At 66.1% G+C, this 12,180-nt stretch carries 11 protein-coding genes; 5 read left to right on the top strand and 6 right to left on the bottom strand.

What is annotated here, in order from left to right:
- Positions 1-66 precede the first annotated feature (66 nt).
- Both HNS34_RS14000 and HNS34_RS13995 read left to right on the top strand, forming a co-directional pair.
- On the top strand, positions 67-1,794 hold the full coding sequence (locus tag HNS34_RS14000; protein ID WP_235952737.1) for a hypothetical protein: 1,728 nt from the start codon (positions 67-69) through the stop codon (positions 1,792-1,794).
- 23 nt (positions 1,795-1,817) lie between these two features.
- Positions 1,818-2,810 (top strand): SUMF1/EgtB/PvdO family nonheme iron enzyme, encoded by a 993-nt coding sequence (locus tag HNS34_RS13995; protein ID WP_172320713.1) that lies wholly within the window; start codon positions 1,818-1,820, stop codon positions 2,808-2,810.
- Between the two features lie 157 nt (positions 2,811-2,967).
- Here the strand turns inward: HNS34_RS13995 and HNS34_RS13990 are convergent, their stop codons facing one another.
- The 5 genes from HNS34_RS13990 to HNS34_RS13970 form a co-directional block, all read right to left on the bottom strand.
- The gene (locus tag HNS34_RS13990) at positions 2,968-4,440 is read right to left on the bottom strand and encodes a hypothetical protein (RefSeq protein WP_172320710.1); all 1,473 of its coding nucleotides are present in this window, start codon (positions 4,438-4,440) and stop codon (positions 2,968-2,970) included.
- A gap of 125 nt (positions 4,441-4,565) precedes the next feature.
- Entirely contained in the window at positions 4,566-5,300 is a 735-nt protein-coding gene (locus HNS34_RS13985) for an SDR family oxidoreductase (RefSeq protein WP_172320709.1), read from the bottom strand.
- Positions 5,297-6,619 (bottom strand): FAD-binding oxidoreductase, encoded by a 1,323-nt coding sequence (locus HNS34_RS13980; RefSeq protein WP_172320708.1) that lies wholly within the window; start codon positions 6,617-6,619, stop codon positions 5,297-5,299. The genes HNS34_RS13985 and HNS34_RS13980 overlap by 4 nt, the downstream gene beginning before the upstream one ends.
- A complete protein-coding gene (locus HNS34_RS13975) occupies positions 6,616-7,041 on the bottom strand; it encodes a GtrA family protein (RefSeq protein ID WP_172320707.1) in 426 nt (141 codons plus the stop codon). Before HNS34_RS13975 ends, HNS34_RS13980 begins: the two co-directional genes overlap by 4 nt.
- Complete coding sequence (locus HNS34_RS13970) at positions 7,038-8,474, bottom strand: UbiA family prenyltransferase (protein ID WP_214647491.1); 1,437 nt, start codon at positions 8,472-8,474, stop codon at positions 7,038-7,040. Before HNS34_RS13970 ends, HNS34_RS13975 begins: the two co-directional genes overlap by 4 nt.
- 273 nt (positions 8,475-8,747) lie before the next feature.
- On the opposite strand from HNS34_RS13970, the gene HNS34_RS13965 reads away from it, so the two are divergent.
- Positions 8,748-9,752, top strand: coding sequence for a tetratricopeptide repeat protein (locus HNS34_RS13965; RefSeq protein ID WP_172320705.1), 1,005 nt, complete (start codon positions 8,748-8,750; stop codon positions 9,750-9,752).
- Here the strand turns inward: HNS34_RS13965 and HNS34_RS13960 are convergent.
- Positions 9,749-10,051: a DUF6476 family protein gene (locus HNS34_RS13960; protein ID WP_172320704.1), complete on the bottom strand. Its 303-nt coding sequence runs from the start codon at positions 10,049-10,051 to the stop codon at positions 9,749-9,751. The two genes, HNS34_RS13965 and HNS34_RS13960, sit on opposite strands and share 4 nt — an antisense overlap.
- Here HNS34_RS13960 and HNS34_RS13955 point away from each other — a divergent pair.
- Positions 10,050-11,084, top strand: a complete 1,035-nt coding sequence (locus tag HNS34_RS13955) for an RluA family pseudouridine synthase (protein WP_172320702.1) — start codon at positions 10,050-10,052, stop codon at positions 11,082-11,084. The two genes, HNS34_RS13960 and HNS34_RS13955, sit on opposite strands and share 2 nt — an antisense overlap.
- A 176-nt stretch (positions 11,085-11,260) precedes the next feature.
- On the top strand, positions 11,261-12,157 hold the full coding sequence (gene rpoH / locus HNS34_RS13950; RefSeq protein WP_172320701.1) for an RNA polymerase sigma factor RpoH: 897 nt from the start codon (positions 11,261-11,263) through the stop codon (positions 12,155-12,157).
- Positions 12,158-12,180: the final 23 nt, after the last annotated feature.

Below are 12,180 nucleotides of genomic sequence, written 5' to 3'. Positions count from 1 at the left end.
GCTCCCGCGCCCCCATGACGATATTTTCTGGAGTTGGATTTGCCCAAATCGCCATTGCCCGCCCGATTGACCGGACTGACCTGCACCCTTGCCCTGACCTTGGCCGCCCCGGCCCTTGCCACCGGGATCGAGCCACCGAGTGAAGAAGTTCTGGCCGAACAGATGGCCGAGTTCCTGACCGATGCTCCCGGCTCGATCTTCGCGATGAACCCGTTCCGGGCCGAACAGACGGTGACCGGCGAGGATGGATTGCAGGTGCAGCTTATCTCGACCAACCCGGTCATCAACACCTGGTTCGTGCTGCGGGTCGAGGAGGCGGACGCCCGACGTCCGTCCTTTTATCACCTTGAGAACACCGATCCGGAGGTCTGGCATATCTCGCTTGGCGGGGATGGCGACGATCCCTTCATCCTGATCGAGGGCGATGACGACGCCGAGGAATGCGCGCCATGGGCGGGCCGCAGCCCCGAGTTGGAGGAGGCGGGCGATACCGGCCTGCCTTATGCGCCGCTCTGCGACGGGCGGCTCTACCTTCGCAATCGCGTGTCGGGGTCGCGCACCAACCGCGAGGCGATTGCGGAATTCCTGCGCGACAACGTCATTTTCGGCGATTCCATTGTCAACCTGATCAAGGGCACCTTCTACGAGGATGCCTTCCTCGAAGATAGCGACGAGATCGAGGAGGCCGATGCCGGTGCCGTGGTCGAGGCGCTTGGCCAGGCCGACCTGTCGCGGTTCCCGGTGATGAATGCCAGCCCAGGTTTCGACCTGGTCGGTGCCGAGGGCGGCATGGAGGCGGGCAGCTGGTACGCGGTCGAGGATGCGCCGGGGATCTATTCCAGCGTCATGCAGCCGGGAATGATCAGCGACGAGATCCTGAACCGCTCGGGCGAGACCAACTGGCTGGACGGGGTCGAGCGCAACGCCAATGTCTACCTCGTGGCCTTCGACATGTCGCAGTTTGAACTGGGATATGAGCTTGGCACCGATCACCCCTCCTTCGGCTGGTCCTCGCGGCCTTCGGGGGCCGGGCGCGACTGGTCCATCCCGGGGCCCGACGGGTTCAACAGCCCCGCGCCCCTTGTGATGAACGGGATGCTCAGCCCCGCCCTTCTGGACCGGGTCGCCGCAACCTTCACCGGTGGCTACAAGCGCGATCACGGGGCCTGGCGCTTTGGTCCGATGGCAACCTACAATAACGGCCACCATTACGGGTTCCTGGTCAATGGTACGCTGCTCAGCCGTCTCTGGCCGGGACTGGCGACGATCTACGTGCTGGATGACGGCACCTTTGGCATGACCACCTGGACCGAGGAGATGAACGAACTGCTGCCGCGGCTTCGCTTTGCCCGCCAGAATGGCGTGGCGCTGATCAATCCCGATCCCGAAACGGGCGAGGGTGTGCCGGGCGATCTGGTCACCTCCTGGGGTGGCGGCAACTGGTCGGGGTCTGCCGATGCGCAGCTACGCACCCTACGCGCCGGATCGTGCCTGCGCGAGGTCGATGGGCGGCAATTCCTGCTCTACGCCTATTTCTCGACCGCGACGCCCTCGGGCATGGCGCGGACCTTCCAGGCCTATGGCTGCGACTACGCCATGCTGATGGACATGAACAGCCAGGAGCACACCTATATGGCGCTCTACCCCCAGATCGACGACGATGACTGGATCGAGGCCGAACACCTGGTCTCGGGCATGGCCAATGTCGATCAGAACTCCCGCCGCGGCGCGATTCCGCGTTTCGTGGGCTTCGCCGACAATCGCGACTTCTTCTACCTTCTGCGCCGCGAGTAACCATCAGATAAAGGACTGTCCCCATGCGATATCTCACCCTAGTGTTCGTGACCATCCTGAGCGGCGTCATGGGCGCCGGGGCGGGGGCGCAATCGCTCGCCGAGTTGAACGAGGAGATGTTCCAGCAGATGCGTGATGTGCGCGGCGTCTCGAATGCCGAGATCCAGCGCATCCGCCGCATCTTCGAGGGCTCCTCCTATATCGGGCAGGGCAATCCGGCGGTGACACGCCATCCGATGACACCCGAGGAGGCGGCGGCGCGGCTTGGCGGGTCCGTGGCTCAGGTGCAGGCCAGCTACCGCAACGCACGGTTCGAGCGGATCTGCGGCGGTCCTTACATGGTGCCGCTCTATGATCCGGCAACCGAGAGCCCCGAGGATGCCACCACCTGCGTGGACATGTTCGAATATCCCAATATCCCGATGGTCTACCCCGTGGTCTGGGTGCGCGCCAACGAGGCGCATCAGCTCTGCGCCGCCGAGGGCGGACGCATGGGGGACGCGCATGAATGGGAAGGCGCGGCGGCGGGGGCGTTGTTGGAGCCCGATTACCGGTTCGACATCGGCAACCCGCAGGGAATGCGCGCCTGGCACAACCAGCAATGGGCCAATACCCGCAACCAGTATTCCATCGGCCAGTGGCGCGCCGGCGTCTGCGCGACGGGCAGCCGAAAAACGCCAGGCTGCAATGGCGGCAGCTTCACCGGCTGCGGGTCGAACACCTATCCTGCGGGCTCGTTCCCGCAATGCCAAAGCCCGCTTGGCGTCTATGACATCGACGGCAACGTGGCCGAGCATATGAACCTGCCGCTCAATGAAAGCCAGATGGCCAGCCGGGGCTCGACCACGCTTGGCGTGACCGAGATGAAGGGCAGCTGGTTCATCTGGGACACGGTGCGTGCGCATGAGCATTGGGCGCGCTGGCGGGCGCCGTTCTGGCATGGCAGCCGGGTTATGTCGCCGGCGAGCCATCGCAACTATCACCTGGGCTTTCGCTGTTTCCGCGATGTGAACTGAGGCGGGGGGGGAGGGTTTTTGAAAACCCTCCCGAGCGATTTGGAAATCGCCCGGCCCCGACAAAAAAACGCCCCCGCCTGAGTAAGGTCGGGGGCGTTCTCTTGTTCCGGTCAGGTCGGTGTCAGCGCTCAGGTCGGTGTCAGCGCTCAGGTCGGTGTCAGCGCGAGGCCAACTGGATCGCGGGGCGACCGATCGGGCCGTCGGTGTTCAAGAGCCCGGCATAGGTGCCGTCCATCAGCAGATCCTCAAGATCGACCGCTTGGCCGTTGACGAAGGCGGTGCGGCTGACCAGGCGGATGCCATGGCTGTAATCGGCATAGGCGGCCCCGTGCACCGTCGAAAGCGGCTGGATCGGGTTGCCGCCGGGGCGGTGCCAGCCATAGATCGCGACGCGGCCGGGGGCGCGGGCCAGGCGGTTGGTCAAGACCAGATCCTTCTTCTGGCCCGAAACCAGCATCCCGAGGCGGCCGCCGGCATTGGCGCGCTGGGCTTCCACGGTGGCGTTGTGGCGCAGGAAATAGTTGGTCGAGGCCATCTGGCTGGTCGGGTCCATCGGCGAGGGCGACAGGCGCAGATCGGCCTGGGCATAGATCGCGTCGACCATGCGGGTGGTCGGCAGCATCATGTCGAAGGCTTCCGCGATCTGACCGGCGGCAGACAGGCCAAGCGGCACGCGCACGAAGTCGCGGTCGCTGCCGACGGCCAGGTAATCGGGCGTCACGCAGATGGTGATCTGGGCGCTGCGGCCATTGGGCAGGACGCCGGTAAAGCTGACCGGGGCCAGGTCGCGCAGGAAGTCGGGCACGTTGCCGCGCAGGACTTCGCGGGCGATGGCCGCGTCGCGGGTCGTGCCGGAGGCCGAGGCAAGCGTCTGGATGAAGGGGGTGCCGTCTGACGCGCTGCCCGGACGGCGCGGAATGGCGCGCGACAGGCGGGTGGAGCAGGCATTCGCGTTTCGGTCGAAGGCGGGTGCGGTCGAGACCTCGGGCGTGGCTGTTGCCAGTGTTACCGGAACGTCCGGCGTGGAGGCCACGGCCACGGCCAGGGTCGGCGCGACCTCAAGATTGGCGGGGCGCAGGGTCGGGCGCAGGCTGCTGGTCAGCACGATGCCGCCCTCGGGTGCCTCTGCCACGCTCGGGCGCTGCGCCGGACGCGCGGCCAGCACGTTTGCGGGGTTGGTCAGGTTGCGGATCGACGCGGCAAGATGTTCGATATGATCGGGGCGCGGCTGTGCCTCGACCGGCGGGCGACCGGAGATGATCGTGGGCTCGGGTTCGACCCAGGTATTGGGGGCCGGCATGACATAGTCGCTTTCAGCTTCCATCGGCGGCAGCGCGGCCAGTTCCAGACGGGCGGGCGCGTCGAAGCCCGTGGTCGGCGCGCCGGATGCGGCGGGCGGGATCGCCACGGTGCCTAGCCCGATATCCGCGATGCGGATCTCAATTGGCCTGTCCTCGACCGGTTCGATCCGCGCCACCGGGGCGAGGCGGGTCACCAGCAGGATGAGAATTGTAGCACATACGATCGCGGAGGCCGCCAGCACGACCAAGACGGCCGTCGGCGATTCCATTAGATCGGCATGACTGGTTGCGGCCCGCGGCTTGCGCAGGTTGATAAATCTGTCCCTCATGAATTTTGAAATACTCTGACAAAATTAAGGAAACAAGAAGGCGAAGATCGCGTAACCGGAAAGCCGGGTTTTCCGGCGGGTTTTCGCCGGTTTTTGCTGCGCTGCGGCGAAAATCCGCGAAAGGGTCAGATACTGGTCTTCTTGAAGATCGCCTCGGGGATGGCGCAGATGATCGACATGACCAGCCACCAGATGCGCCGCACATAGATCACGTTGCGCCCCTTTTTGACCGCGTTCACAATCGCTTCCCCGACCTCGGAGGGCTCTGCCGTCAGCGCTCCGGGCGTGTCCATTCCCGCCGTCATCGCGGTATTGACGAAGCCAGGTTGCACGGTGACGACATGCACGCCCTGCCTGGCCAACCGGTTGCGCAACCCCGACAGAAAGGCGGTAAACCCGGCCTTGGCGGAGCCGTAGACATAGTTCGACGCCCGCCCGCGATCGCCCGCGACCGAGCTGATTCCCACGATGGTGCCCGACCCGCGCGTGGCAAAGCGGTTGGCCAGCACGCCCAGGATCAGCGCGGGGCCTTCGAAATTGGCGCGGATCACGCCAAGCGCGGCCTCCACGTCATCCTCGTTCTCGGTCTGGTCGCCCAGGACGCCAATCGCGCTGACCACGATTTCGGGCAGGACCGGCAGGCCGTCGACAAAGGCCTCATGCTGCCGCACCTCCAGCGCGTCGAAATCGTGCAGGCTGACCTCGACGCCGTAGCGGGTTTGCAGGTCGTCGCGGTCGGTCCCGAGGTTCTCTGCATGGCGCGCGGCCAGCTGGATCGGGTGGCCTTCGGCGGCAAAGGCGCGGGCGATGGCGCGGGCGATGTCGGAACGCGCGCCGAGGATGAGGACAGGGCCGGTCATAATTTCAGTCTTTCGGATTGGGAGGAGGAAAAGGCGGGGGCGAGGCCGGTCTCGCGCCGCCACGCGGCGAACGCGGCGGCGCGGGGGTCGGCGCGGGCCAGCGTGGGCGCGGGCATCCTTGCGTCCTTGGCCAGGTAGAAGCGCCCGCCATGGGCCAGAGTGATCGCATCCAGCCGGGGCATCAGATCGCGGGTCTTGCGCGTGTTCGGGAAGTCCAGCGCCAGCGTGTAACCCTCCATCGGGAAGGAGATCGGGCTGTCTTGTGGACCGAACCGCTTGAGCACCGACAGGAACGAAGCCTGGCCCGAGCCCGCAATCGCCTCCATCAGCGCGTGCAGCCCCGGCGCGCCGCGTTCCAGCGGCAACACGCATTGGAATTGCAGGAACCCGCGCCGCCCGTAGAGGCGGTTCCATTTGGCGATGGAGTCGAGCGGGTAGAAATAGCTGTCCCAGTCGACGGTGGAAATCCCGGTCTGGCGCTTGCCGTTCCAGTAATAGAGCGCATTGAAGGCGCGCACGGTCAGCGGGTTCAGCGCGAAACCGGGCAGGGGAAACGGAAAGGTGCGGCGTGGGCGGGCGGGCACGTGCAAGGGGCGGTGCCGGTGCTGCGGCGCGACCTCGGTTGCGCGCGCATGTTCGCCCACCATGACCAGCGAGCGGCCAAGCCTGTCGCCCGTCGCGGTGCAGTCGATCCAGGCGACGGAATAGGTGGCACCGAGGTTGTCCTCGAAGATCTCGATCGCGGCATCCAGGTCGCGGGCAGGGATCATCTGCTGCCGGATCCAGCCGCTCTCTACCCGTCGCAGCCGGATGGCACAGCGCAGGATCACCCCGGTCAGGCCCATGCCGCCAAGGGTCCAGTCGAAAAGCTCGGGGTTTTCACCGGCGGAACAACGCGTGACTTCGCCACCCGGTCCCATCAGGTCGATCCAGTCCACGCAGGCGCGGAAAGACCCGTCGATATGGTGGTTCTTGCCATGCACATCCGCCGCGATTGCCCCGCCAAGCGTGATCAGCTTGGTCCCTGGCGTGACCAACGGGAACCAGCCGCGCGGCAGGCAGGCGGAGATGACGTCGGCCAGGAGCACTCCGGCCTCGGCCACCAGCACGCCGGTCTCCTCGTCGAACGAGATCATCCGGTCGAAATTGCGCATGTCGATCGTGTTGCTGCGGCTGGCGGCGCTATCCCCGTAGGAGCGTCCATTGCCGCGCGCGATGGCGTGACCGCGCGCGATGACGGCTTTCAGCTCGGCCTCGCTGCGCGGCGCGCTGACGTTGCAGTCGAGCACCGGCACATTGCCCCATCCCGTCAGCTTCATCCCGCGCCCTCCAGCCGGGTGCTATCGGCAAAGACATAGCGTCGGTCGAGCAGGTATTTGGTGACATAGCCGACGGAAAGCCCCAGGACCGCGCCGACCTCGCGCATCAGATCGGTGCCCCAGATCAGCCAGAAGGCGGTTTCCGTGCCCCAGAAGATCGCCGTCGTCACCAGCCCCATCGCGGTATAGAGCGCGAACTTGGTGGAATGGGCGCGGACGCCGGTGCTGAGGTCGTAGAAGATCCAGCGCTTGTCGAGGATGTATTTCACCACCAGCCCGACGCCGGTGCCCGTGGCAACAGCCAGCGCGAAGAGGGCCGCGCCGTCGCCCCATGCCAGCACGATGCGCTGCGCCCCCAGGTTGGCGATCGTGGCGACGGCGGCGAAACCGGCATAGCGCAGGGCGAGGGTCGCGGGGCTCATAGCAGCATCGCCCCCGCGCCGAGTGCCGCCATGATCAGGATACAGATCAGGCTGGTGCGGTTGGTGACGGCATAGACCAGCGGGTCGTCATGCATCTCGCCCCGGCTGGCGACCAGCACCGCCTTCGAGACCCAGTAGAGCAGCAGCGCGCAGACCCCCCAAAGCAACACCGGCGCGGAATATCGCGCCTGGATGTCGGGCGCATTGAGGTAGAGCGCCAGCACCAGCACCGAGACGAAGCCCGACGCGGTCGCCATCTGCATGGTCAGCGGCAGATCCTCGACCGAATAGCCGCGCCCGGCCGCCGCCACGCGGCCCGAGTCGCGCATATGGACCAGCTCGGCCAGCCGCTTGACGGCGGCGAGCGAGAAGAAAAGGAATATGGAAAAGGCCAGGATCCAGATCGACAGGTCGATGCCGGTGGCGACGCCCCCGCCGATGATGCGGATCGTGTAGAGGCCCGCCAGCACGCAGATGTCGATGATCGGCTTGCGCTTGAGGAACAGCGAATAGCTCATCGTGATACAGAAATAGAGCGCGATGACACCGACGAAGGCCCATCCGAGCGTCAGCGCCACGAGGTGCCCCGCGATAAGCAGAACGGGCACCATCGCCGTTCCCAGAGGCACCGGCAACCGGCCCGAGGCCAGCGGGCGGAACCGCTTGCGCGCATGGGCACGGTCGGGGCCGAGGTCGAGCAGATCGTTCAGCAGGTAGCCCGCCGAGGCGACCAACCCGAAGGCAATGAATGCCAGAAGCCCCTGAAAGAAGGTCAGCGCGGAAAAGGAGTGATCGGCGATGATCGGCATGAAGACCAGCAGGTTCTTCAGCCATTGATGCGGGCGCATCGCCTTGAGGATCGGCCAGACGGGGGCTTCGGGCGGCGAGATATGGGTGACATCGGCATTGATGCCATCGACCTGGGCGCGGAACTTCGCGGTTGCGCCCACGGTGATTGCCGCCCCCGAGACCTTCCAGCAGGCCAGGTCGGCGGTGCTGTCGCCGATATAGGTGAAGTGATCGCCGAAGCGCTCGGCCATCAGGGCGGCCTTGGCCTCGCCCTTCAGGTTGCGGTCGGGGGTGGTGCCGTGGACCTCGTCGAACAGGCCCAGATGGTCCGCGACCTGATCGGCCAGCATCTGATCCGAGGCCGTGACCAGCGCCGTGCGCCCGCCCTCGGCGCGCCAGGCCTCGATCCGGGCGATGACCTCCGGGTCATAGGGCAGGGTGGTGACATCGACGGGGCCAAGCTCTGCGAGGCGGCGTTTCAGCGCGGGGATGCCGCGGCTGAGGCTGCGCGCGGCGATGAACGGTGCCTTCCAGTCCAGCGCCATGGCCGACCAGAGGCATTCGTAGATCATGTCGCCACGGATCAAGCTGCCGTCGAGATCGACCGCAAGGATCCTGTCCGTGGTGCTGCTATCGCGCATCATTCTGCCCGGTCTTCTTTTCTGCCTGCCACGCGCCCTTGGGCTTACCCCGTTTTCCCGAGGATTTCCCGCTTTTTCCGGACGCTTTGCGAAAGCTGGCACAGGGCTGTGACATAAGCCAGCCGAAACTATGGCGTTCCTTGGGTCTCGCGGCTCGACAGGTCAGGGGGCTTTGGCTAGGCTGACTGCCAATCATTTCAATCATTCGCGGACCCTTAGCCGATGCCGTCATATTTCCCCTCTCTTGCCGTAGCCCTGCTTGCGCTCGCCCCTCTGATGGCCAATGCGCAGGATGACGACGCGCTGGCACGATGCCTCGAGATTGCGGGCACGCCCAATGCCGGTGTGCCCATCACCCCCGAAGTCCAGGCCGAGGAGGTCGCGGCCATCCGCGAGGCCGCACCTTTCTGCGCCGAAGCCGTCGAGGCCGGGGCCACGGATGCGGCGGCGCTTTTCCACCACGGCACCGCGCTGCAACTGGTCGGCGACCACAGGGCGGCGATCGCGCAGTTCGAGGCGGCGTCGGAGGCGGGGCTTGGGGCGGCCGATACCAAACTGGGCGACTATAGCCTCTTCGGGATCGGCCCCGCGCGGACCGACCTGGACCGGGCGGCGGAGCATTACCGGCGCGGCGTCGAACGCGGCGACCTTGCGGCGATGGCGACGCTTGGCCTGCTCTACCGGATCGGACGCGGCGTGCCGCGCGATGCGGGCCGGATGGTGGAGCTGATGACGCAGGCGGCGGACGGGGGCTATCACTTCGCGCAGCTGCGATTGGGCCAGACCTACCTGACCGGCGATGGTATTCCGGGCGGCGCGGATGAGACGCTGAACATCCCCGACCGGGACCGCGCGGCGCGGTATTTCTCGATGGCCGCCGAACAGGGCAGCGTTGAGGCGGCGCTGGAACTGGCCAAGATCTATTCCGAGGCCGATGGCCCCGGCACCGGCGATCCCGATCTGCAACTGCGCTGGACGCAAACCGCCGCCGATGCGGGGCTGGCCGAGGCGGTCGGCGCGCTCGGCTTCCTCTATGAACGCGGGCGCGGGGTCGAGGCTGACCCGGAGCGCGCGGCGGAGCTTTACGTGGCCGCGCTGGAAACCGGCGATGTCGATCTGGACGGCCTGCGCGGCGAGGTCGGGGGACGGGTGCCGCCCTGGGACGACGCCACCGCGCGCGCCTTCCAGGTGATCTTGCAGGAACGCGGGCTCTATCGCGGGGCCATCGACGGCATCATCGGGCCGGGGTCACGCGCGGGCGCCGCGGCGCTGGACGATTAATCAATCGTGACGGTCTGGCGCAAGTCGCCGCTGGCCCGGTCATAGATCAGGATCAGGTCGTTCGCCGTGACCACCGCGTACCAATCGGGGCCGAAGGTCACGGCGCGGGCGCTCTCGCCCTCGGGCAGGGTGACCTGATCGGGCAGGGCGACCGGGCTGCCGCTTTCGAACCGGGTGACAAAGACCGCCACGACCGTTATCAGCCCCACAATCATCGTCACCGTCAGCACGGTCACAAGGATGCGCAGCACCCGCAGGTTCAGCGGGTCGCGGTCTTCTGTCGCCGGAGTATCGTCCATGTCAGGCCCTTCGCCAAAGATCATCACGGTCCATATCGGCCCGGAGCCGGGCAAGCGGCTTGATAAGGCACTGGCGCGCGATGTGCCAGAGGCGGCGAGCCTGAGCCGCTCGCGCCTTGCGCGCCTGTTCGCGGAGGGCGCGGTGCGGGTGAACGGCGCGGTGGCGACGGATGCGCGGGCGAAACCCGCCGAGGGCGATCTGGTCGAGATCACGGTCGAGGAAGCGGTCGAGGTCGACACGCGGCCCGAGGACATCCCGCTGGAGATCCTGCACGAGGACGCCGACCTGATCGTCGTCAACAAGCCCGTCGGCATGGTCGTCCACCCCGCCCCCGGCACGCCCTCGGGCACGCTGGTCAATGCGCTCTTGCATCATTTCGGCGGCAACCTGTCCGGGATCGGCGGCGAAAAGCGCCCCGGTATCGTGCATCGGATCGACAAGGACACCTCGGGCCTTCTGGTGGTGGCGAAATCCGACACCGCGCATCACGGGCTGGCGGCCCAATTCGAGGCGCATAGCGTCGCGCGGCACTACCTGGCGATCTGCCACGGGGTGCCGGACGCCTCGGACCCGCGCCTGCGCGGTCTGCCGGGGGTCAGTTTCGAGGCGGCGGGCGTGCTCAAGATCACGACGCAACTGGCCCGCCACAAGACCGACCGGCAGCGGCAGGCGGTGTTGTTCAACGGCGGGCGTCACGCGGTGACACGGGCGCGGGTCGAGGAGGGGTTCGGCGCGGTCGCGCTGATCAATTGCTGGCTGGAGACGGGCCGCACGCATCAGATCCGGGTGCATCTGTCCCATGCCGGGCACGCGCTGATCGGTGATCAGACCTATGGCGGGCGGCGGTGGGTGTCGGCCAAGGGCATGGGCGAGGCGCTGGCCGCCGACCTCAACGCCTTCCCCCGCCAGGCGCTGCATGCCGCGAGCCTGGGATTCGTTCACCCCGTCAGCGGCGCGCGGCTGAGTTTTTCGGCCCCGCTGCCCGAGGATATGGCGCAGCTCTTGCACCGCCTGCGCGAAGCGGCCTCGTAACATGTGCGCAATTGCACGTGAATTCACTGAAACGTGGATTGTCGTGCAAGGAACATTAAGCCTATCTTGGGGTTGATCTGATAACCGCCCCTTGAAATGGGCCCCCCACCGGCCCATCTCGGGTGTAAAGTTAAAGAGATTTACATTTGAGTCAGCCGAAACAGGGAATGAACGCGATGAGCAGCTATGCCAATCTTCCGGCCCCGTCGCCGGAACAGGGCCTCAACCGGTATCTTCAGGAAATCCGCAAATTTCCGATGCTGGAGCCCGAACAGGAATACATGCTGGCCAAACGGTGGGTGGACCATGAGGACACCGACGCCGCGCACCAGCTTGTGACCAGCCACCTGCGCCTGGCCGCCAAGATCGCCATGGGCTATCGCGGCTACGGTCTGCCGCAGGCCGAGGTGATTTCCGAGGCCAATGTCGGCCTGATGCAGGCGGTCAAGAAATTCGATCCCGAGAAGGGCTTTCGCCTCGCCACCTACGCGATGTGGTGGATCCGCGCGTCGATCCAGGAATACGTCCTGCGGTCCTGGTCGATGGTCAAGCTCGGCACCACCTCGGCGCAGAAGAAGCTGTTCTTCAACCTGCGCAAGGCCAAGGCCCGCATCGGCGCGCTGGAGGATGGTGATCTCAGGCCCGAGAACGTGGCGCAGATCGCCAATGACCTCGGCGTGACCGAGGATGAGGTGATCTCGATGAACCGGCGCCTGTCGGGGGGCGATGCCTCGCTCAACGCGATGGTCGGCTCGGATGACGGCTCGACCACGCAATGGCAGGACTGGCTGGAAGACGAAGACGCCACCACCGCCGATGACTACGCCGAGAAGGACGAGTTCGATCACCGCATGGACCTGATGAAACAGGCGATGGAGGTGCTGAACGAGCGTGAGCGCGACATCCTCACGCAGCGCCGCCTCATGGATCAGCCGGTGACGTTGGAAGACCTCTCGGGGGTCTACGATGTCAGCCGCGAGCGTATCCGCCAGATCGAGGTGCGCGCGTTCGAGAAGCTGCAAAAGAAGATGCGCGACCTGGCCCGTGAACAGGGTGTAACGGTTCCGGCCTGATCGGTCCGGCGAGACGGAAATCA

Origin of the sequence: Alterinioella nitratireducens, from assembly GCF_013155465.1 — a bacterium.
GTDB lineage: Bacteria > Pseudomonadota > Alphaproteobacteria > Rhodobacterales > Rhodobacteraceae > Alterinioella > Alterinioella nitratireducens.
Note: the sequence above shows the minus strand (reverse complement) of the source record. Positions and strands in the feature narration are given on the sequence as shown.

What these genes read in the sequence shown, in the direction of transcription:
- HNS34_RS13995 (WP_172320713.1), top strand. Translation starts at nt 1,818, where the DNA reads ATGCGATATCTCACCCTAGTGTTCGTGACCATCCTGAGCGGCGTCATG.
- HNS34_RS13990 (WP_172320710.1), bottom strand. Translation starts at nt 4,440, where the DNA reads ATGAGGGACAGATTTATCAACCTGCGCAAGCCGCGGGCCGCAACCAGT.
- HNS34_RS13985 (WP_172320709.1), bottom strand. Translation starts at nt 5,300, where the DNA reads ATGACCGGCCCTGTCCTCATCCTCGGCGCGCGTTCCGACATCGCCCGC.
- HNS34_RS13980 (WP_172320708.1), bottom strand. Translation starts at nt 6,619, where the DNA reads ATGAAGCTGACGGGATGGGGCAATGTGCCGGTGCTCGACTGCAACGTC.
- HNS34_RS13975 (WP_172320707.1), bottom strand. Translation starts at nt 7,041, where the DNA reads ATGAGCCCCGCGACCCTCGCCCTGCGCTATGCCGGTTTCGCCGCCGTC.
- HNS34_RS13970 (WP_214647491.1), bottom strand. Translation starts at nt 8,474, where the DNA reads ATGATGCGCGATAGCAGCACCACGGACAGGATCCTTGCGGTCGATCTC.
- HNS34_RS13965 (WP_172320705.1), top strand. Translation starts at nt 8,748, where the DNA reads ATGGCCAATGCGCAGGATGACGACGCGCTGGCACGATGCCTCGAGATT.
- HNS34_RS13955 (WP_172320702.1), top strand. Translation starts at nt 10,050, where the DNA reads ATGTCAGGCCCTTCGCCAAAGATCATCACGGTCCATATCGGCCCGGAG.
- HNS34_RS13960 (WP_172320704.1), bottom strand. Translation starts at nt 10,051, where the DNA reads ATGGACGATACTCCGGCGACAGAAGACCGCGACCCGCTGAACCTGCGG.
- rpoH (WP_172320701.1), top strand. Translation starts at nt 11,261, where the DNA reads ATGAGCAGCTATGCCAATCTTCCGGCCCCGTCGCCGGAACAGGGCCTC.